The sequence below is a fragment of the Isoptericola halotolerans genome (assembly GCF_045689585.1).
In the GTDB taxonomy this organism is placed as follows: Bacteria; Actinomycetota; Actinomycetes; order Actinomycetales; family Cellulomonadaceae; genus Isoptericola; species Isoptericola halotolerans_B.
The window spans coordinates 1,659,272-1,678,718 of the sequence record NZ_CP140108.1; the positions used below are offsets into that span (position 1 = coordinate 1,659,272).

Consider the following 19,447-nt stretch of genomic DNA (forward strand, 5'->3'; position numbering starts at 1 on the left):
GCTGTTCGGCACTTTCTGCTCCGTTCGGTAGTTCAAGCTGCCGAACAGAGCAGGACGTGCCGAACGGGCTCACAGCCGCGGGACACGCACGTCGTACACCTCGCGCAGCGCGTGCCGTGCGGCGTACCAGCCGCCCATCCCGTGCACCCCCGGGCCGGGCGGCGTGGAGGCCGAGCACAGGTAGACGCCGACGCCCTGCCGGTACGGGTTCGGGTGCAGGCTGGGCCGGGCGATCATCCGCCACAGGGTCACGCGCCCGCCCGCGATGTCGCCGTCGGCCAGGTTCGCGTTGTGGCCCGCCAGCCGGTCGGCGGGTGTGCAGCGCGAGGCGACGACGACGTCACGCACCCCGGGTGCGAAGCGGTCGAGCTGGTCCAGCACGTCGTCGGTGACGTCCCGGGTGGACCCGGCGGGGACGTGCGCGTACGCCCACAGCGGTCGCAGGCCGCCGGCCTCCCGCGAGGGATCCACGACGGTCGGGTCGCTGACGAGGCACATCGGCCGCTCCGCGTGCCCGCCCGCGGCGACGGCGGCCTCGGCCCGGGCCATCTCGGCCCGGGTGCCGCCGACGTGCACCGTGCCCGCGCGGCCCACCTCCGGGGCCGTCCAGGGCACCGGGCCCGACAGCACCAGGTCCACCTTGGCGGCCGCGTCGCCGGCAGGGAGGCCGGAGAGGGCGCGCCGCCGCGAGGGCGGCAGGTCGTCGCCGAGCACGTCGAGCAGGGTGGCCGGCGAGGTGTCGAACACGTAGGTCGCGGCGTGCGGCAGGTCGGCCCGCGACCGCACCGGGTGGTCCGTGACGACGGTCCCGCCGTGCGCCTCCAGCTCCGCCCGCAGCGCAGCCGTGATCGCCCCGGACCCCCCGCGCGGGATCGGCCAGCCCCCGGCGAGCGCTGCGCCGGAACTCCCGGCGAGCGCCGGTGCGGCGGCCCCCTCGCCGGGCGTCGCGTGGGCCAGCGAACCCAGCAGCAGCGCCGTGCCGGCCGCACCGAGCGACGGCATCGGGGCGATGGCGTGCGCCGCGACCCCGGTCAGCAGGGCAGCCGCCTCCTCGGTGCGGAACCGCCGCCCCCACAGCCCGGTGCCCTGCTCGGCCACGGCGAGCCCGAAGCGGGCGGCCGCGAGGAGACCGCCGTCGTCGGCCAGCCCTGGGGGCAGCGACCGCTTGTCGCTCATCCCGACCGCCACCACCGCCTCCCAGCGCTCGGCGAGCGGGCCGAGCAGCGACCGCCAGGCGTCGCCGTCGGCCCCGAGGCGGGCGGCGGTGCGGTCGACGTCGTGGTACGCGACGCCGGCGCGGCCGTCCGGCAGCGGCTGGGCGTACGACACCTCCGGCGTGAGCAGCTCGACCCCGTGCGCGGGCAGGTCGAACGCGCGCAGCACCGGCGAGGCCCAGGCCATCGGGTGCACGGCCGAGCAGACGTCGTGGACGATCCCGTCCGCCAGCCCGAGGTCGAGCGTGCGTGAACCCCCGCCGACGGTCGGCTGCGCCTCCAGGACCGTGACCTCCAGGCCCGCGCGGGCGAGCGTCACCGCGGCGACGAGCCCGTTGGGACCGGATCCCACGACGACGGCGTCCAGCATGCCAGCAGCCTACGGCGCGCCACCGACCGCCGCGCGGACTGCGCCGGTGACCTCCGGCGCCAGCGTCCGGGCGAACGTCGCCGTGAGGTGCCCGTGGTCGAAGTAGGCCGTGAGGCCGCCGATCACCGGGTGGCAGATCTGGTCGCACATCAGGTGGTCCACGCTCGTCACCGAGACGTCGCCGCTGGTGTCGGCGCGTGCGGCCGCGGCGAGCGGGTCGGGCTCGAGCGCGGTCGCGGGCGGGGCGCCGCAGGCGTCGGGGTCGCCGGAGTGCCGGGCGAGGCAGTCGGGCACGTCCTCGGGCATCGCGGGCGTGTCGCGCAGCACCAGCACCGGCACGCCGGCGTCCGTGAACGCCGCGAGCGTCTCCCGGTAGGCGTCCTCCGCCACCGCGTCCTGGTCCTCCAGGGGGACACCGGCCAGGTGCTGGTCGGTGCGGGCCGACATGATCACCAGGTCGTAGCCGCCCGCCACGATGCTGTCGACGGCCCATCGGTTCGTGGCCCGGCAAGCCTCCGAGACGCCCTCAGCGGGGAACGAGATCGGTACGTCCACCGGGTAGCAGACGGACTGCAGGTACGTGTCGAGCTGCCAGCCCTCCGTGGCGATCGCCTCCTCCAGCGCCGGAACCCAGTGCCCGGCGTGCGAGTTGCCCAGCAGGGCGATCCGCGCGGACGGTTCCTCGGTCCCCCCGGATGCCTCCGCGCCGTACGTGCACGTGCTCCGGGTGGTGAACGGTGCGTCGTTCCAGCAGTCGTCGGCGTACACGACCGGCTTGTCCTGGGCGGCCGCCGTCGGCCCGAGCAGCAGGCCGGGGTCCTCGCAGCCGTCGTCGCGCACCACCTCCGCGCCGACGCACGGTTGCGCACGCGCGACGGCGGCACGCGCGTCGCCCAGGGCCTCCCGCTCCGCGGCGCTCGCCGTGACCCAGACGCCGACGGCGGCGCCGCCGACGACCACCACGCAGAGCCCGAGCATCGCGAAGGTCGCGCCGAGACGGCGGGTGAGCAGCGGGTGGAAGCGCAGGCGGTCCTCGACGTGCCGCTGGGAGAACCACGCCAGGAGGAGCGTCGCGGCGAGGATACCCAGCATGCCGACGGCTCCGAGGTCGCGGCCCAGCGCGAACGGGGCGATGACGACGAGCGGCCAGTGCCACAGGTACACGGAGTAGGACGTGTCGCCGAGCCACTGGACCGGTCGCCACCGCAGCGCGGCGCCCGGTCCGCCGCGCAGACGGTCGGCGTCCGCGAGGATGACGAGCAGCGCCCCGACCGTGGGCAGCAGGGCGGTGTACCCCGGGAACGGGGTGGCGGCGTCGAACGTCAGGACCGCGACGACGATCATCGCCAGACCCGCCCAGGCCGCGGCGGCGCGCAGCCACGGGACGGGCGCCGCCCCGGCTCCGACGAGGGCCGGCGCCGGACGCGACGCCCGCAGCGCGAGGACAGCGGCGAGCAGGCCGCCCAGGGCGAGCTCCCAGAACCGCGTCGTCGACACGAAGTACGCCGCCGCCGGTTCCGCCCGTGTCATCCACACCGACCAGCCGAGCGAGGCGACCACGACCGCACCGGTCAGCGCGACCGCCAGCACCGCCGTCGTGCGCTCCTCGTGGTGGCGCCGCCGGGATCGCAGCCCCAGCCAGGCGACGGCCGCGAGCAGCAGCGGCCACACGAGGTAGAACTGCTCCTCGATGGACAGCGACCAGTAGTGCTGCACGGGGGAGTGGAGCTTGTCGGCCGCCAGGTAGTCCGTCTCCGTCCTCGCCAGCGCCCAGTTCTCCACGTACAGCGCCGAGGCGAGCACCTCGCGTCCCACCTGCACCAGCGTGGTCGTGGGCAGCCAGACGGCCGACGCGACGAGCGTGGCCAGCAGCACGAGGCTCGCCGCGGGGATCAGTCGCCGTACCCGGCGTGCCCAGAAGCCGAGCAGGTCACGCCCGCTGCGGACCGGGCGGCGCAGCAGGTGGCTCGTGATGAGGAACCCGGACACCACGAAGAACACGTCGACGCCCACGTAGCCGCCGGTGACCCAGGCGGGCCACAGGTGGAAGCCGAGCACGGCCGCGACGGCGACGGCGCGCAGACCCTGGATGTCGGTCCGCGGTGACGAGGGGGCGGGCACGCGTCAGAGCATCTCACCCAGGGCGAGGAGGGTTTCGGTGACGCCGGCCTCGACCTTGACCGTGGCGAGCGGGTCGCCACGGGTCTCGCCCCGGTTGACGATGACGACCGGCTGCTCGGCCTTGGCGGCCCGCCGCACGAACCTCAGGCCGCTCATGACGGTCAGGCTGGTGCCCGCGACGAGCAGGGCGTCGGCGGAGTCGACCAGCGCGTACGCCTCGTCCACGCGCGCCCGCGGCACGTTCTCGCCGAAGTAGACGATCTCCGGCTTGAGGACCCCGCCGCAGAACTCGCAGTCCGCCGGGCGGAAGTGGGAGGTCTTGGCGATGACGGCGTCCGCGTCCGGGGCGACCTCGATGTCCGCGACGGTGGTGCCGCCGTCGAGCACCGACTCCACGAAGCCCGGGTTGAGCGCGTCGAGGCGCTCGGCCAGGTGGGTGCGCGAGATCGTGCGGCCGCACTGCAAGCAGACGACGGAGTCGTAGCGCCCGTGCAGGTCGATGACGGTGCGCGAGCCCGCCTCCTCGTGCAGCAGGTCGACGTTCTGGGTGATGACGCCGCGCACGATGCCGCGCTCCTCCAGCTCGGCGAGCGCCCGGTGCCCGGCGTTCGGGTGCGTGCGGTCCACGTGCCGCCAGCCGACGTGGTTGCGGGCCCAGTAGTGGCGCCGGAAGTCCGCGTCGCCGACGAACTGCTGGAACGTCATGGGGTTGCGCGGCGGCGAGTCGGGGCTGCGGTAGTCGGGGATGCCGGAGTCGGTGGAGATCCCGGCGCCGGTCAGGACGGTCAGGGTGCGGTCGGCGAGCACCCGGGCGGCGTCGTCCACCGTGCCGTGGTGGATGACGGCGTCCGGCGGCAGCTCCCAGCGGCGTTGCTGGTACGTCGGGGCGAGCGGGCGCGCGGCGGGTTGCACGGTTCGAGCGTACGACGACGGCCCGCGATCGGGGCCGACCGGCACGTTCTGCCGGTCGGCCCCGATCGCGGGCCGTTCGTCGCGCGTCGGCGTCAGGCGCCGTCGGCCTCGGCCGGGGGAGCGGCGTCCTCGGGCAGCTGGCCGTCCTCGGGCGCAACGCCCTCGGGCGCCTGCCCGGCTCCGGGCCCGCCCTGCTCCATGCTCGACTCGACCGTCTCGGTGGCGGTCATCGTGCCGACCTCCTCGCCGTCGACCGAGACCGTGTAGCTCTCGCCGGCCACGATGCCCTCCGCGGTCGCGCCGAGCGCGGTCGCGTCGGTGGCGAGCACGGCGGTGGCGAGCACCGTGCCGTCCTCGGCCGTGACCTCGACCGTGCTGCCGGCCGCGGCCGACTCCTCGAGGGTCACCCAGCCGTTCGTGGACTCGAGAGTCCCCGTGGCGACGTTGCCGACCGTCACGATCGTGCCGCCGGTGACGGTCGCGGTGCCGCTGGCGTCCAGCGCACCGTCGCCGCCCACCCCGGGAGCCGTCTCGATCACCAGCGACCCGCCGCTGATCTCGGTGGCTCCGTTGGAGTCGGTGCCGTCGAGCCCGGCGACGATGTTCACCGTGCCGCCCGTGACGGTCAGCGAGGCGCCGGCCTCCGCGGCCTCTCCGCCTCCGCCGGCCCCGGGGCCGCCCCCACCGCCCGGGCCGGGACGGGCGCCGGCGGCGTCGTCCTCAGGAGCGACCGCGTCCGCGGGCAGGTCGGTGGGCGGGTCTGCGGGGGCGCCCTCGGTGGCTGTCTCCGCGGCGTCCTCGGCCGGCTCCTCGGTGGAGTCGTCGGTGTCGGTCGTGTCCTCCGAGTCGTCCTCGGCCTCCTTGACGGTCGCGTTCATGCCGTCGTCGGAGGCCGTGATGTCCACGACACCGTCGGAGATCGCGATGACTGCCGCCTCGATGCCCTCGTAGGAGTTCGTCACCGTCAGGGAACCGCCGGCGATCGCGACGTCGGTGAATCCCTGGACACCGTCGTCCTCGGCGTCGACCGTCACGTCTCCGCCCAGCAGTGCGATGTAGCCGGCCGTCGTGTCGGAGTCGTAGTCCGACTTGAGGCCGTCGTCGCCCGCGGTCACGTCGACCGTGCCATCGGAGATCACCAGGTAGTCCTTGCCCCGGATCCCGTCGTCGGCCGCGTCCACGGTGATGTCGCCGCTGATGATCGCCAGGCCGTCCTTGCTGGTGATGCCGTCGTTCGAGTTGCCGACGACCTCCAGCGACCCCTCGCCAGAGATCGCCATGTCGGCGGTCGAGTAGAGCGCGGCGTTGGCGGCGTTGTCGCTGGTGGTGTCCTCGTACTCGGCGGCGTCCTCCAGGCGGTTCGTCGAGGAGTCGGCGAGCACCACCGAGACCTGGTCGGCGTCCTGGACGTCGATCGCGGCGCCCGTGGACGAGGTGATGTCGGCGCCGTCGAGCACGAGCCGCACCACCCCGTCGTCCGGTGACTCCACGATGACCTGGCCGGCGAGCGTGCCTGACAGGCGGTAGGTGCCGGGGGCGGTGATGGTCACGGTGTCGCCGTCGACCTCCACCCCGTCGGCGGCGGACGGGGTGTCGAGGTCGATCGCGACCTCGTCAGCCGCGTCCCAGGTCTCGTCGGCGATCGCGACGGTCTCGGAGGCGTCGAGGTTCTCGGCGAGCACCTCGGCGGCGGTCATGCCGACGCTGGAGCTGGTGGTGACGGCCCCCTCGCTCGTGGTCGACGTCGAGGTCGTCTGCGCGGACTCGGCCGCCGCGTCCTCGGTCAGGACGCTGCAGGCGCCCAGGGCCCCGACGGCGAGCGCACCGGAGGCGAGCAGCGCGACGGTCTTGGTGCGGGCCGTCCCGGCCCAGCGGGGCAGAGTCTTCTTGGACATGATGATTCCCTTCGGTCAGTCGATCAGGCGGCGAGGCGCTCGCGGCGGAGCCGGCGCCAGGGGTGGTCGGGCAGGTCGGGTCGCAGCACCGTGAGCCCGGTCGCGTACTTGGAGATGCGGTCGGGGCGGTGCCCCGAGCGCCACAGGAGGCGGTCGACGGACGACGGCGCGGTGCCGGCCTTGGTCTCGACGACGACGAGGTCGCCGACGTCGGCGTGGTGCGTGCCGCCGTCGTACCCGGGGGCGAGGCGCCACGCCAGGGACGTGTCGAGCGTCATCCGGACGTCGGGCAGCAGCAGCGTGGTGCGGCGGTAGCGGGAGCTCAGTACCGGCACGAGGTCCGACGACGGCGGCGCGGCCACGCGTGCGGCGGCGAGCCGGTCGTCGACGAAGTCGTGGTCGTCGGCCTGCAGGGTGCGCAGCTCCGGGTCGGTGGGTCGGCGCACCTTGACGGTGACGCCGCGCGCCGCGCGCGTCTTGACCTCGAGGAACGTGCCTCCGGTGTCGACGTAGGTGCGGGTGCGGACCTTGAACCGGCGACGACGGCGTCGGGCCGCCTGGTGGAACGTCGTCAGCTCGGGGGTGTCGAAGTAGGTGGAGTCGTAGGTGAAGGTCCGGGCACCGCCGATCTCGAGCACGCGGGCCGCCACCGGCTGGCGGGCCACGGCGGACAGCAGCTCGTGGACCTCGTCCGGCGTGAGCACGTACTTGCGGTCCACGCGGGTCTGCAGGGCGGCCAGCTCGTCGAGCTCGTCGAGGGTGATGGGGTCGAGGCGGTCCACGTGGGTGCTGACGACGGCGGTGGCGCGGTCGGTCGGGGCGATGGTGGTGTTCATCGGGTCACCGCCAGGTCGCTGTCGGAGGTGGAGGTGCGTCGGCCGGCCCGGGTACCGCGCGGGGTCTCGTAGCGGACCTCGACGAGCGTGGTGTCGTTGGCGAGGTCGAGCTTCTGGACGCGGGCCGAGTGCACCGTGGCGACGAGCAACCGTTCGAGGATCGCGGTGAGCTCGGCGGGGTCGGAGACGGCGCGGTCGAGCACGATGGTCTGGCTGCCGTGGCGGGCGTAGAGCCGCGGGTGGTCGGCCACCGCCATGACGAGGAGGATCAGGGCCGACCCGGCGACGCCGAGCAGACCGACGGACGACCCGAGGCCGCCGAGCAGTCCGAGCGCGAGCGCCGCGAAGTAGTAGGCGACCTCTCGCTGCGAGAGCTCGTCGGAGCGGAGCCGGATGATCGACAGCACTCCGAACAGGCCGAGCCCGAGGCCGGCGGCGACCGCGCTGTTGGCGAGGACGGCGGACACGGCCAGCACACCGACGTTGACACCGAGGTAGGCGACCACGAGGTCGCGGCGGCGGTGGCGGGGGAAGTAGATCCCGAAGACCAGGATCGAGACGGCCACGAGGTCGATGCCGTAGAGGAGTGCGGGTGTCATGGTGCTCCCGGGTCGGGGGACCGGTGCGGTCCGTGGATCGGTACGTCACCTAGTGGACACCTTGAGTTCATGCAGGTCCTGGGTTTGACCTGGTGTCTTCCTGGGAGGGCTGGGGGTTACCTGGGAACGCTCCGACCCCGACCCGTGATCGGGCCGGACGCGGTGCTCCGCTGGCCCGGTGGGGTCCCGTCCTAACGTGGGTCGCCCGCAGTCCCGTCACCGAGGAGGACCGTCATGAACGACCAGGCCTTTCCCGCCCAGCAGCAGGAGCCCCCGGGGCACACCGGGGCGATGGACCCGGTCCCGGACCACGGCGAGGACACCTACCGGGGTTCCGGGCGGATGACCGGGCTGCGGGCGCTGGTGACCGGCGGCGACTCCGGCATCGGCCGGGCGGTGGCGATCGCCTACGCCCGCGAGGGGGCGGACGTGGCCATCGGCTACCTGCCCGCCGAGCAGGACGACGCCGAGGAGACCGCCCGGTGGGTCCGCGAGACCGGGCGCACCGCCGTCCTCCTGCCGGGCGACATCACCGACGAGGCCACGGCCCGCGCGCTGCCGGGCCGGGCCGCCGACGAGCTCGGTGGGCTCGACGTCCTGGTGAACAACGCCGGGTTCCAGATGGCGCGACTCGATCGAGGACGTCACGACGGACGAGATCGACCGGGTGCTCAAGACCAACCTCTACGCCTCGCTGTGGATCACGCAGTCGGTGCTGCCGCACCTGCGCGACGGGGCGAGCATCATCAACAACTCCTCGTTCCAGCCGTCCACCTCGTTGTTGGACTACGCCTCGACCAAGGCCGCCATCGACAACCTCACCGTGAACCTGGCGGCCGAGCTCGGGCCGCGGGGCATCCGGGTCAACGCCGTCGCGCCCGGGCCTATCTGGACGCCGCTGCAACCCGCGACGCAGCCCACGGAGAAGCTGGCGAGCTTCGGCCAGGACACCCCGCTCGGGCGGGCCGGGCAGCCGGCCGAGGTGGCTCCGGCGTTCGTGTTCCTCGCCGCGCCGGCGGACGCGAGCTACGTCTCGGGGACGGTGCTCGGCGTGACGGGCGGCAAGCCGGTGTTCTGACCGGGCGGCATCCTGGGCACGGTGGCGCCTGCCGCACGACGCGGTGGATTTCGTGGATGCCGTGACGTCCGGTATTCTCGGGTGGCCGGTTCGTCCGGCGAGGTAGCGTGTCCGAGCGGCCGAAGGTGCAGCACTCGAAATGCTGTGTGGTTCATAGCCACCGTGGGTTCAAATCCCACCGCTACCGCCACCCGAAGGGCCCCACCCGCGAGATTCTGCGGCTGTGGGGCCCTTCGTCGTTCCCAGGTCATCGGAAACTCACCGCTTTCCGGGAACGACGTCGGTGGCTGCGGTGGCCTGTTCGATCAGCTGATCGATGACGACGCGCAGGTCCGGCGCCACGTGGGTCCGCTTCACGTAGTGCCGCACCGTGGTGCCCTCGTCGGCATGCCCGAGCAGCGCCGTCGCGTTGCCGACCGAGGTCGAGTTGGCCACCTGGGTGGCGATGGTGCGGCGGAAGTCGTGCGGCGTGACCTTGGTGCCGATGGCGGCCTGGGCATCGTGAAGCTGGTCGCGGATGCGGCTGGGGGAGCGCGGAGTGCCACTCGTCGACGGGAAGACCAGGTCGTCGTGCCCGCCGTCGAGACCGAGGCCCAGCGAGTCGTTGATCGCCGTCACGACGAACGCCGGCAGCGTGATGGTCCGCCGCGACGAGTCCGACTTGGGCTTGCTCTGGCGCATCAGCCGGCCCTCGACCCGGACGACGGTTCCGGTGACGGTGAGCGTCGGGACGTCGGCGCCCAGGTCGAGGTCGGCCTCGCGCAGCGCCAGGCACTCGCCGATCCGCAGGCCGGTGCCGAGCATGGTGTCGACGATCTGCGGCAGCAGCGTGATGTTGCGGCGCCCGCGGATGGCGGGCGGGCGGTCCTCCCACTCCTGGACGGCCTTGCGCAGCAAAGCGATGTCCTCGAGCCCGAGGGTGCGGACCTCGGCGCGCTGGGGTTTGCGTACTGTGACGGCGTCGCGGACAGGGTTGAACGACGCCGCCCCGTAGCGGACACACATCATCATGACCTGCGACATGACGTTGCGCGCCTGCCGGGCGGTGTCGAACTTCCGGGAGTTGACCAGGGCCATGAGCATCCGGTTCACGGCCACGGGTGTCACCTCACGCACCCGTAGTGCCCCGAAGGCCGGCCGGAGCTGACGGTCGAGCGTGCCGAGGTAGATCGTCAGTGACTGCGGGGTGATCTGACCCTCGGCCCGCTTCTCCGCAAGCCACTGGTCGAACACCGACGCCATGCGGGTGTCACCGTCGATAGCAGCGCCGCCCGCCGTCGTGCCGTCACGGTTCAGCCGGTGCAGTTTGTCCTCGAGTTCGCGTTGCGCGGCGGCACCTGACCGACCCCGCGCCTCAACGGTCCGCAACTGGCCAGTGAGCTCCCGGTACCGTGCACGGGCCCGCCAGGAGCCCGGTGCGATCTCGGTCCGGCTGATGTTCCCCCAGCGCCCCGGCTCGATAGGTTTGCGCGGCACGGCTCAGCCCGCCACGCGGCTGTCGGTGACCCGGTCCAGCCACGCCTCGACGTCGTCGGGGCGGTAGCGCAGCCGGGCTCCCACCCTCAGCACGTTCGGCCCGCCGCCGCGGCTGGACCACGCGTACACACAGTGCAGGGTCACCCCCAGGTAGTCGGCGAGCTCGTCCGGTGTCATCAGGCGCCGACGGCGGGTGGTGGTCTGCATGGTTCCGTTGTTGCTCATCTCGGTTCCTCCTACGTCGTTGTGGTGTGGTTGTTGATCGGTGGCCTGTTGGAGACTGATCGACGCCGGTACGGTGGCCCGAGTCACCGATCCAGGAGCAAACGCATGGACGCGAACCCCGGCGAGTCGAGTGCCGCGACGGCCGACAAGCCCGGGAGGCCTGCACCCGCGGTCTTCCGGACGATGGGCGTCATCTTCCTTCTCCTGCTTCAGTGCGGATTCGTCTGGCTTTTCTCGGGGTACTGGCAGGCGAACCTCGGGCCTCGGTTCGCCGGCACTGCCGGGGTGCCGGCCTGGGTGAGCGTGGCGACACTGGGCCTCGTCGCCACGGTCGTGATCGTCGAGCTGGTGATGTTCGTGCGGCGACGTCGTGACCCAGTCCAGGTGGCCCTCATGGGGATGGCCGCGACTCAGCTCGCGATGCTCTGCGAGTCGTTCCTGGACTTCTAGGAAGCCAACTCAGCGGTGCGACACTGCGCCCTCCACTGGGCATACTCGCGGGCACGCGCGGCTGCGGCATCGGCCAGAGCCTTGTCGCCAGGGTTGGTCCAGCCGGTGCCCTGGTAGGTCCAGGAGCCGACGACGAGCGTGGTCTCCTCATCCTCGGACAGCAGGCGGTTCTCAAGATCCGCGGTGTCCATCGGGGAGCCGTCGCGGTCAGCGTCGGCCTTGAGCCGCTGGAACCGCATCCGTGCCCGGCGTAGGCGTCCGAGCGGGATCGAGTAGCGGCGCGACTTGCTCGAGAAGTGGCCGCGGAAGCCAAGCATGTGGGCCCACTTCGCCAGAAGCCGGTACGGGCTGTCGACGCACTTCCCGCAGACGCAACCGGCGTCGTCCTCGGGGTCCGGGCCGGCAAGGCCGCGGCAGGCAGTGGCAGCACGCTCGGCGAACCACCGGCAGGTGCGGATGAGACGGCGATGGTGTGGCCGCGGGGCCGACGGATCGGTGCCGGTGCCCTTGGTCGAGTACTTCGCGAGGTAGCCGGCTACCTGTTCGGGGCGCAGGTCGTCGGAGCCCTCGTCGTTCTCCGGCACGCCAGAGCGCACGCACCGCACGTCGAGCTGCTGACCGAAGCGCAGCACGCGCGGGACGTCCGCACCGTCGACCGGAGGGGCCGTGACCGAGACCGCCCGTGCAGCCCCCCGGACCGCCTCGGAGAGCATCGCGCCGGGAAGCGGAGCCGGTGAGCCGGGGCCGTCGGGTCCGTCGAGGCGGATGAGGGCGTGGAAGTGCACGAGACCGCGCACCTGGTACTCGGCGACCTTGGCGAACTGCACCGAGGCGACGTCGCGCAGCGCCGACTCGCGCACGCCCAGGGCTTCGGCGACCTGGCGACGCATCGCGATGGTGAACCTCCGCCACAGCTCGGGGGCGTGCCACTGCCACACGACGGCGGACTTCCAGTCGTAGCAGGCGTCGCACAGCGGTCCGCCGACGGCAGGGTCGTGCTCGGAGTGCTGCGCGCTGCAGGACCGCGGGACGCCGTGCGGGCAGGTGCCTCGACCGTGGGGGCGGCAGCGCCCGGCTCCACCGTTCTTGGAGCGGGTGCCGTGGACGTGCCCGAACGACGGCGCGGTGAGCGTCGCGAAGACGAGCGGGTTGTCCGCGACCTCGGCGGGGACGGTCTTGCCGCCCAGGAGTCCGGCGCGGATCATCTCGAACGTGTCGCGGGCGTAGACCCGGGAGCAGGCCGGGCACACGGACTCTCGCCGGTTGCCGCACGCCCGGTACAGGACGCCGAGCGGTGCATCGGCGGAGTTGAACTCAGCCAGGACCTCGCCTGTCGAGGCGTCGATGGTGGCTGACGAGCCCTTGAGCCGGACGGGGTGCGAGCAGAACCCCACGCGAGCCGCGGCATCTGAGAAGGCGCCGACGGTGCGGTCACGCAGCCGGGCGGTGATGCCGGCGACGGCAGCGGGGGAGAGGTCCCCGAGGTCGAGCGGGGCGTCCTGCCCGAACCCCGGGAACCCTCCAGTTGCGGCGTGCACGTTACTCACCGCGAGCCCCTGACCCGGCAGGCTGACGGGCAGCGCGGGGCGTGCGCGGCTTCCGGGGTCGCGGTGCGGGGTCGTTGCCCGCCGAGGTCGCAGAGCCAGTGTTGGCGGACGCCGCACCGGACGCAGCCTCGACCGGGGCCACGTTCTCGTCGTCCGCCGGGGCAGAGGTCGGAGCCTCGTCCACCTGCGGTGATGCCAGCTCAGGCAGGTACCGGTCGGGCGCTGGATAGGTGTCGGCCACCATCCGGATGAAGGTGTCCTCCCAGAAGTCGGCCCGCACCCGCTGTACGTGACCGTCGTCGGACACCACGTACCCAGTACCCGGGTGGGCCGGGCTGATCTGGTGGGCCGGCGCGACGTCGGCCATCCCCTCGCCGAGCACCATCGTCGTCTCGGACGCCGACCGCAGCCGCAGCGCGACCGTCTGCGTGAACAGCCCACGCATGCCCACCGTCTCCTTGCGGGGATCCTGCACGAACGCGGCCACGACCACGCCGAGCGCACGCCCCTGGGTGAGGATGCGCCGTAGCAGGTCCGATGCCTCGCCCTGGACCTTCTTGGAGGCGTAGGCCGTCAGCACCGCGAGCTCGTCGATCATCAGCATGTGCACCGGGTCGCCCGGCGTGGGCTCGAAGTCCCGCGTGTGGCCATACATCTGCCGCTGGCGGCGGTCGACGACGGCGAGCAGGTCGCGCAGGGCCTCGACGGCCTGGTCTTCGTCGGTGGCGACCCGGTGGAAGACGCCGTCACCCATCCCGATCTCGATCCCGCCCTTGAGGTCGACGCCCCACAGCCGGACGAGCCGCGCCTCCACCGCCGGGGCGAGGTTGCCGGCGATGCCCCAGAACACCGAGCCCTTGCCGGATCCGGAACAGCCGACCACGAGCGTCTGCCGACCCCGCAGCGTGAGTCGCCACCGCGAACCGTCCTGGTTGCGGCCGAGGTCCACGCCGCGCGGGTCCACGACCTGAGGGATGCTCGCATGGAGCGGCTGGTCGAGCAGATCGGCCATCGTCAGCACGATGTCGAGTACGCGAGGCCGCACCCTCTGACTGGTGGAGCTCTCGGCCTCCAACGCGGTCTCGATCGCGGCGACAGCGTTGCGGATGTCCTCGAGCGTCTGCCCGGCGCGAGCCTGCACTCGGATCCGCAGCGTGTTGCCCCGCGCCCGAACGCGCAGCAGCCGCGGAACGACCCGACGGTCGAGTACGACGGCGCTAGCCAGCCCGCACGCGACGGCGAGCTCCACCCAGTTGCGGCGCACGTGGCGGCGCCAGGCGAAGCGTCGTAGCGGACCACCGAGCAACGGCTCGTACGACATCGGGCTGAACACCGCCCAGAACGCCCGAGTAAGGTTCCAAGCCGGAACGGAGAAGAGGATCACGACGCTCAGGAGGTCGTGTCCCATGAGGCTCAGCACGCCGTAGAAGAACACCGACGCGGTGAGCCACCACCACCCGCGGGCGGTCCACCGGAGTGCCAGCCACAGGGCTGAGAACACCCGGCGGACCGCCTGCCATGCACGGGCGATGATCACGCCGCAGCCTTCGCGGAGGCCTTGACGCCCTGCCCCGGCTGACCCGGCGTCACCATCTCCGACGCGCGGAACGACCAGGCGATGCGTGGCCGCATGCCGTTGGTGTCCACGTACGGCAACGCCAGCAAGCCGACGAACTCCACGGGCGTCCACGGAAGACCGGACTTGTTCTCCGGCGGGACGGGCTGGTGCTTGGCAACGAACTTCACCGTGACGCCGATGTCCTTACGGCCGGCATCCACGTCGGCGTCGATGACCACGCACTGCCACATCGGCAGACCGGTCTCCTTGTCGAGCTGCTGGGGACGCGAGCCGTCAGGACCGGCCGTCGCGTTGAAGTCCCCCACGGGCTCGACCTCCCCGCGCAGGAACGCGCCCTTGGGGAACGCCGTGGTGTGCTCGATCTGGAAGCGCTGCTTCAGTGCCATGAGTTGCTACCTTTCAGTTGATATCCCCTAAACCGAGGCGGCCGGAGGCTGTCCGGTCGAAGCGAGGCCGGGGTTGATGGGTGCTAAACACGCTAGACCGCGACGCCGCACTCGTCAAGCACAGTCGAGGATGCCTAAACTCGACGGGTGGTACTTCCAGACGACATCGAAGCGATCCGGCGGGAGCCTGACCCCATCCGGCAGGCTCAGCGCGCCGCGACGCTCCAAGCCGTCTACCAGCAGCACTCGACCGAGCTGGGAAGGCTGCGTCGCGCCGGCATGGAGCGCGCCCACCTCGAGCAGGGCATGTCGTACACCGACGTCGCCAAGGCTCTGGGGATCACCAAGGGGCGCGTCACCCAACTCCGCTCGAGTGCTCCACCGGCACACCGCGCACTGTTCGGCAAGGGGCCTGTGACCGTCGCCGTGCCCTATCGGCAGGTGGAGAGCCGAGCGCACCCACTGGTAAGTGCCGAGGACCTGGAGGCACGCCGGCAGGCCGAAGCGATGCTCAAGTCCCTGGGGTTCATGACCACGGAGCATGAAGTCCTAGCGACGGATGAGCGTGTACCCGGCGGCGACGTGTTCCTGATCTGTGGTCCAAAGTCCTCGCAGGTGTCACGGGCGCTGATTGATCAGGACCCAGTGCTCGACGTCGTCAAGGAAGGCGGGCGCTGGTGGGTGGTCGACCGCGCCTCGGGGGGCCGCTTCGGGTCCAGCTCGGACGATGCTGAGCCGAGTGACGGCGACGTCGCGTACGTGAGCAGGCGCGAGGTCGACGGTCGGGTGATCACCCACGTAGCGGGCATCCATGCGATCGGATCCCTCGGAGCCGTTCGACGATTTGAAAGTGATGCAGCATCCCTCTTCGCCGAAGCGAGCTACGGGTCCTTCTCGCTCGTCCTTGGCTGCTCCTACGAAGGGATCGAGATCACGAGCACCGAAACCGTAGCCGGCCCATACACATGGGAGTGAGAATGCAGATCGTCTCCGAGATGCTGCCGGAACCGCCTGAGTCACAGGATCGAGTCTTTACCACGCCCAGCGCGGCGATCGTGCTCGATGGCGCGTCGGCGTTCGTTCCCGTGGAGGTGTCCACCGGACTGTACGTCGACACCTTAGGTGGGTGCCTACGGTCGCGACTGCTTGACGATCCGACCACAGACCTTGCCGCCGCCCTGGGCGACGCGATCGAGTTCGCCGCAACCGAACTCGACCTTCACCCGGGCGCCTCGCCAAGCAGCACCGTGGCGATCGCACGTCAATACGGTGGTGCTGTCGACCTGCTCGTCCTGGGCGACACGCAGGTCAGAACGAACCATGGAGTGCTCTGTGACGATCGAATCGGCAAGGTCGCAACGGATGAGCGACGTGCGTACCAGAACCGTTTGCGACTCGGCAAAGGCTACGACGAAGAGCATCGTGCATTGCTCCGAGCACTACAGAAAGAACAGGCGCGCTACAGAAACCGACGGTACGGCTACTGGATAGCCGAAACTGAACCAGCAGCCGCGAAGAAATCGGTAACGGCTCGGTACAACGTTCAGGAAACTCCTTGGTGTGTGATCGCGACAGATGGCGCATACAGGCCGCTCGACCTGTTCGCAGGAGATTGGCATCATAGTGCATTGACCGTTGCCGATCTCGGCCAGCTGCTAGAAGAGGCGCAGAACTGGGAACACAGCACAGATCCCAGAGGGTCAATTAATCCCAGAGCTAAGAGGCATGATGACAAGACGATAGTATTGATGCGCGACCTCGATAAGGTACACTATCCCAGTCCGACGACCGAACTTCCGGGCAGTTAGGAAGACTGCGATGCCGCGGAGCTACAGTGACAGGACGCTCAAACAACTTTTTATTATGTCCGGACATCACTGCGCCCATCCTGAATGCTCGACCAGAACGGTCGAGTACACCAGCGAGGGTCCTGAAATACTGGGCGATATCGCGCATATCGAAGCATCGTCGGACAATGGGCCCCGAAGCAATCCCTCGCTTGGGCGTACAGAGCGAGATGGATATGCGAACTTGCTCGTTCTATGTGCGCACCACCATCGGCTCGTTGATCGGCTGGATTCAGAGTATCCAGTCGATGAACTCCGCCAGTGGAAACGTCAGGCGGAGCAAGAAACTCGCGAAAAGTTGGCCGTTGGCGCCACGCAGATTTCGTTTGCCGAACTTGAGATGGTGTGCAACGCCTTCGTTGATGGGGACTTGGAATATCCATCGACGCCAATGTTTGCGGCGCCACCGGACGAGAAGATGCGAGTAAATGGTCTTACGTCTGCTATCCGGTCACAGATGACAATTGGACTTGCCCAAGCACCCCAAGCCGCCGAGTATATTGCGCGCCAAGCCCAGCTATCGAGCAAGTTTCCTGGCCGCTTGCTTCAAGGATTCACAGCGAAGTACGACTCACTGAAAGAAGTTGGAGTTCAGGGCGACGCGCTATTTCTAGGCTTGATCGATTACGGCACGTTGGCAATATCGCCAAGGGTTCCTGATGCCGATCGATGGGTGTTTCAGGCGGCAGTCACATCAGTTGTTTGCCATCTATTTCAGGTCTGCGACCTATTCGAGGCATCATGAGCGTACTTCCAACAAAGTATGTCGACGCAAGGCGCAGCGTCCTGGGAAGATCTGCGATTATACTTGAGTGTCGGCGTCCCAACCAAACGGTTAGCGAATTATGGACGAATGTTCGACATGAGCGTGACTCGATCAACTTCGGGGAATTCTCAGAAGGGCTAGTGCTCTTGTTCCTCGTCGGCGCAGTGGACTTGGACCGGGGCAAGCTAGTATGGGACGTGAATAAATGAGACTTGTAGAACTGTCGGCAAACTTCGATGAATTTCACTCCCTTAGATTCAACCACGACCTGAGCGTGGTACTCGCCGAGCGCACTCAAGGCGCTGCGGTTACTGAATCGCGGAACGGGCTGGGAAAGACGACTGCCGTCGCGCTTATTGATTTCTGCCTTGGCGCAAATATGGGAGAGCACTTGCGCCAGATGGTGGGGCGCGGTTGGACTTTCAAGCTGGACCTTGTCGCGCCTGGTGGCGCTGAGATCTCGGCAAGTCGCAGTCCCGACTCCCCGCGTGACGTCGTGCTGGCTGGGGATCTGGCGCGGGCGCGTTTTCCAGACCTGGACCAGATGAGTATCGCGGGGGAGGTAGTACTTGGCGTACGGAAGTGGACGAGTTGGCTTGGGCGGGTAACGTTCTACCGTGGGCGCGATGCAGAACAAGGCCCATCATTCCGTAGTCTAGCGAAACACCTTATTCGGTTTCGGGGTGACTCATTCATTGATCCCTTCCGGCCGGTTGCAAATCAAGCAGCGGCTGACGTCCAGTTGGAGAATGCCTTCCTTCTTGACCTTGATTGGTCGTTGGTGGAGGAATGGGGCAGCCTGAAGGACAGGAAGAATCGGCTAGCGCTCGCTCAATCGGGCGATCTGGATGTTGGTGCTCAGATAGCCGACCTGGAGGCGCAATGCGTACGCCTTGGTCGGAGGGCGGAAAGAATGCAGCAGGATGCGGCGCACTTCGAAGTCCTTCCTGAGTTCCGGGATGTCGAGAACCGTGTTAACTCAGGTTCGCGAAAGTTGAAACAACTTTCAAATTCGAATGTCGCGGACCGGCAGCTTCTGCAGATGTATGAACGGCAGATTGACGAGGAGAGGTCGAATAGCGAGGACTGGATTGCAGAACTCTTCGATGATGCGAACGTGCACCTTGGCGAAGCCGTTGTGCGGAGTCTCGAGGAAGCGTCTGATTTCCGTCGAGAGGTCGAGCGAAATCGTGAATCGTACCTTCAGACTGAGATCCGACGAATCCGCGAGAGAGTTCTGCTTCGCGAAGCTGAGCAAGAGCAGCTCGCTGGTCAACATGCAGAGGATTTGCGATTGCTAGATTCCGGCGGTGCGCTTGAGGATTTTGCTGAGTTGCAGAAGAGTTTGGCGGAAGCGCTGACGGAATTGGCTGAGGCGCGAGCCCGGCTTGCGACGTTACGCAACCTTAGCGAAAATGAGGCTCAGGTGAAGCGTGACGAACTGGATATTGCGTCCAGGACCGATCTGGACTTGCAGGAGCGGTTCTCGCGCCGCGAGCCGATTATTGCGCGGTTCGGTGAGATTATGGAGATGTTGCTTGGCGAATCAGCTGACATCCGTGTGAGGCGAGGTAGAACTGGTTTCATGTTCGAAACAAGGTTGCCGCGTACGGGTTCATCGGGCGTTAACCTGATGGCAATTTTTGCATACGATATCGCATTGACCGAGAACCTGCAGGCTGAAGGTCGTGGGCTGGGCTTCCTAGTTCATGACAGCCTGATTTTTGCTGACGTCGATGAGCGACAAACTGCTATGGCCATCGACATCGCAAGCAGGTCCGCCGTCCAGTATGGTTATCAGTATCTACTGACAATGAATAGCGATAAAGTTCCGTGGTCGGAGTTCAGGAATCAGGATGAGTTCCGTCGCTCGATGGTCTTGACGCTGGACGACGGTAGTCCGAGTGGCAGTCTTCTTGGGCTGCGGCTCGATACTTCGGAGTAGCCGTAGGGCGCCGAGATGCCGTGAGGACTTTCCTTACTGACTCAAGGCGCGGCTCCGCCGCGCTGGCCGGGGCGTCGCGCGGGGCCCCGCGCTTCGCTCGCTCCGCTCGCTGCGCGCACCCCACCCGACATCCCGTCCCGAGACGACGAAGGGCGGCCCCGGATCAATTCCGGGGCCGCCCTTCGTTCGCGCTCGGGCTGG

The 19,447-nt window shown here is 69.2% G+C and carries 17 protein-coding genes, 1 tRNA gene and 1 pseudogene; 8 read left to right on the forward strand and 11 right to left on the reverse strand.

What is annotated here, in order from left to right; all coding sequences use genetic code 11:
- Positions 1–69: 69 nt before the first annotated feature.
- The 6 genes from UQW22_RS07720 to UQW22_RS07745 all read right to left on the reverse strand — a co-directional run bounded on the left by UQW22_RS07720 (position 70) and on the right by UQW22_RS07745 (position 7,947).
- Positions 70–1,584, reverse strand: coding sequence for a phytoene desaturase family protein (locus UQW22_RS07720; protein ID WP_407320325.1), 1,515 nt, complete (start codon positions 1,582–1,584; stop codon positions 70–72).
- A 9-nt stretch (positions 1,585–1,593) separates the two neighbouring features.
- The gene (locus tag UQW22_RS07725; RefSeq protein WP_407320326.1) at positions 1,594–3,705 is read right to left on the reverse strand and encodes an acyltransferase family protein; all 2,112 of its coding nucleotides are present in this window, start codon (positions 3,703–3,705) and stop codon (positions 1,594–1,596) included.
- 3 nt (positions 3,706–3,708) lie between these two features.
- Entirely contained in the window at positions 3,709–4,617 is a 909-nt protein-coding gene (locus UQW22_RS07730) for an NAD-dependent protein deacetylase (RefSeq protein WP_407320327.1), read from the reverse strand.
- Positions 4,618–4,709: 92 nt separating this feature from the next.
- Complete coding sequence (locus UQW22_RS07735; RefSeq protein WP_407320328.1) at positions 4,710–6,512, reverse strand: carbohydrate-binding domain-containing protein; 1,803 nt, start codon at positions 6,510–6,512, stop codon at positions 4,710–4,712.
- Positions 6,513–6,535: 23 nt separating this feature from the next.
- Complete coding sequence (locus UQW22_RS07740; RefSeq protein WP_407320329.1) at positions 6,536–7,348, reverse strand: polyphosphate polymerase domain-containing protein; 813 nt, start codon at positions 7,346–7,348, stop codon at positions 6,536–6,538.
- Positions 7,345–7,947 (reverse strand): DUF4956 domain-containing protein, encoded by a 603-nt coding sequence (locus tag UQW22_RS07745; RefSeq protein WP_407320330.1) that lies wholly within the window; start codon positions 7,945–7,947, stop codon positions 7,345–7,347. Before UQW22_RS07745 ends, UQW22_RS07740 begins: the two co-directional genes overlap by 4 nt.
- A gap of 234 nt (positions 7,948–8,181) precedes the next feature.
- Here UQW22_RS07745 and UQW22_RS07750 point away from each other — a divergent pair.
- Positions 8,182–9,025, forward strand: a pseudogene (locus UQW22_RS07750) (SDR family oxidoreductase).
- A gap of 101 nt (positions 9,026–9,126) precedes the next feature.
- Positions 9,127–9,215, forward strand: a tRNA-Ser gene (locus UQW22_RS07755).
- A 68-nt stretch (positions 9,216–9,283) separates the two neighbouring features.
- On the opposite strand, the gene UQW22_RS07760 is transcribed toward UQW22_RS07755, so the two are convergent.
- Positions 9,284–10,267 (reverse strand): tyrosine-type recombinase/integrase, encoded by a 984-nt coding sequence (locus tag UQW22_RS07760; RefSeq protein ID WP_407320331.1) that lies wholly within the window; start codon positions 10,265–10,267, stop codon positions 9,284–9,286.
- Positions 10,268–10,504: 237 nt separating this feature from the next.
- A complete protein-coding gene (locus UQW22_RS07765) occupies positions 10,505–10,726 on the reverse strand; it encodes a helix-turn-helix domain-containing protein (protein ID WP_407320332.1) in 222 nt (73 codons plus the stop codon).
- Between the two features lie 105 nt (positions 10,727–10,831).
- Here UQW22_RS07765 and UQW22_RS07770 point away from each other — a divergent pair, with 105 nt between their 5' ends.
- Entirely contained in the window at positions 10,832–11,176 is a 345-nt protein-coding gene (locus UQW22_RS07770; protein WP_407320333.1) for a hypothetical protein, read from the forward strand.
- On the opposite strand, the gene UQW22_RS07775 is transcribed toward UQW22_RS07770, so the two are convergent.
- The 3 genes from UQW22_RS07775 to UQW22_RS07785 are packed head-to-tail and all read right to left on the reverse strand — an operon-like array spanning position 11,173 to position 14,688.
- Positions 11,173–12,723, reverse strand: coding sequence for a replication initiator (locus tag UQW22_RS07775; protein WP_407320334.1), 1,551 nt, complete (start codon positions 12,721–12,723; stop codon positions 11,173–11,175). The two genes, UQW22_RS07770 and UQW22_RS07775, sit on opposite strands and share 4 nt — an antisense overlap.
- Positions 12,716–14,260 (reverse strand): FtsK/SpoIIIE domain-containing protein, encoded by a 1,545-nt coding sequence (locus tag UQW22_RS07780; protein ID WP_407320335.1) that lies wholly within the window; start codon positions 14,258–14,260, stop codon positions 12,716–12,718. The genes UQW22_RS07775 and UQW22_RS07780 overlap by 8 nt, the downstream gene beginning before the upstream one ends.
- The gene (locus tag UQW22_RS07785) at positions 14,257–14,688 is read right to left on the reverse strand and encodes a plasmid replication, integration and excision activator (protein ID WP_407320336.1); all 432 of its coding nucleotides are present in this window, start codon (positions 14,686–14,688) and stop codon (positions 14,257–14,259) included. Before UQW22_RS07785 ends, UQW22_RS07780 begins: the two co-directional genes overlap by 4 nt.
- A 147-nt stretch (positions 14,689–14,835) precedes the next feature.
- Between UQW22_RS07785 and UQW22_RS07790 the strand changes: the two genes are divergently transcribed.
- The 5 genes from UQW22_RS07790 (at position 14,836) to UQW22_RS07810 (ending at position 19,246) form a co-directional block, all read left to right on the forward strand.
- Positions 14,836–15,663, forward strand: a complete 828-nt coding sequence (locus tag UQW22_RS07790; protein ID WP_407320337.1) for a hypothetical protein — start codon at positions 14,836–14,838, stop codon at positions 15,661–15,663.
- A gap of 2 nt (positions 15,664–15,665) precedes the next feature.
- Entirely contained in the window at positions 15,666–16,496 is an 831-nt protein-coding gene (locus UQW22_RS07795) for a hypothetical protein (RefSeq protein WP_407320338.1), read from the forward strand.
- Between the two features lie 10 nt (positions 16,497–16,506).
- Complete coding sequence (locus UQW22_RS07800; RefSeq protein WP_407320339.1) at positions 16,507–17,280, forward strand: hypothetical protein; 774 nt, start codon at positions 16,507–16,509, stop codon at positions 17,278–17,280.
- Positions 17,277–17,510, forward strand: coding sequence for an ABC-three component system middle component 6 (locus UQW22_RS07805; protein WP_407320340.1), 234 nt, complete (start codon positions 17,277–17,279; stop codon positions 17,508–17,510). The genes UQW22_RS07800 and UQW22_RS07805 overlap by 4 nt, the downstream gene beginning before the upstream one ends.
- Before the next feature lie 65 nt (positions 17,511–17,575).
- Positions 17,576–19,246 carry a DUF2326 domain-containing protein gene (locus UQW22_RS07810; RefSeq protein ID WP_407320341.1) on the forward strand — a complete coding sequence of 557 codons (1,671 nt, stop codon included), beginning with the start codon at positions 17,576–17,578 and terminating at the stop codon, positions 19,244–19,246.
- The last annotated feature ends 201 nt before the right edge of the window (positions 19,247–19,447 follow it).

Coding starts and splice junctions, on each gene's coding strand:
- UQW22_RS07800 (WP_407320339.1), top strand. CDS start 16,507: ATGCCGCGGAGCTACAGTGACAGGACGCTCAAACAACTTTTTATTATG.
- UQW22_RS07760 (WP_407320331.1), bottom strand. CDS start 10,267: ATGGCGTCGGTGTTCGACCAGTGGCTTGCGGAGAAGCGGGCCGAGGGT.
- UQW22_RS07765 (WP_407320332.1), bottom strand. CDS start 10,726: ATGAGCAACAACGGAACCATGCAGACCACCACCCGCCGTCGGCGCCTG.
- UQW22_RS07805 (WP_407320340.1), top strand. CDS start 17,277: ATGAGCGTACTTCCAACAAAGTATGTCGACGCAAGGCGCAGCGTCCTG.
- UQW22_RS07785 (WP_407320336.1), bottom strand. CDS start 14,688: ATGGCACTGAAGCAGCGCTTCCAGATCGAGCACACCACGGCGTTCCCC.
- UQW22_RS07740 (WP_407320329.1), bottom strand. CDS start 7,348: ATGAACACCACCATCGCCCCGACCGACCGCGCCACCGCCGTCGTCAGC.
- UQW22_RS07795 (WP_407320338.1), top strand. CDS start 15,666: ATGCAGATCGTCTCCGAGATGCTGCCGGAACCGCCTGAGTCACAGGAT.
- UQW22_RS07735 (WP_407320328.1), bottom strand. CDS start 6,512: ATGTCCAAGAAGACTCTGCCCCGCTGGGCCGGGACGGCCCGCACCAAG.
- UQW22_RS07770 (WP_407320333.1), top strand. CDS start 10,832: ATGGACGCGAACCCCGGCGAGTCGAGTGCCGCGACGGCCGACAAGCCC.
- UQW22_RS07745 (WP_407320330.1), bottom strand. CDS start 7,947: ATGACACCCGCACTCCTCTACGGCATCGACCTCGTGGCCGTCTCGATC.
- UQW22_RS07720 (WP_407320325.1), bottom strand. CDS start 1,584: ATGCTGGACGCCGTCGTCGTGGGATCCGGTCCCAACGGGCTCGTCGCC.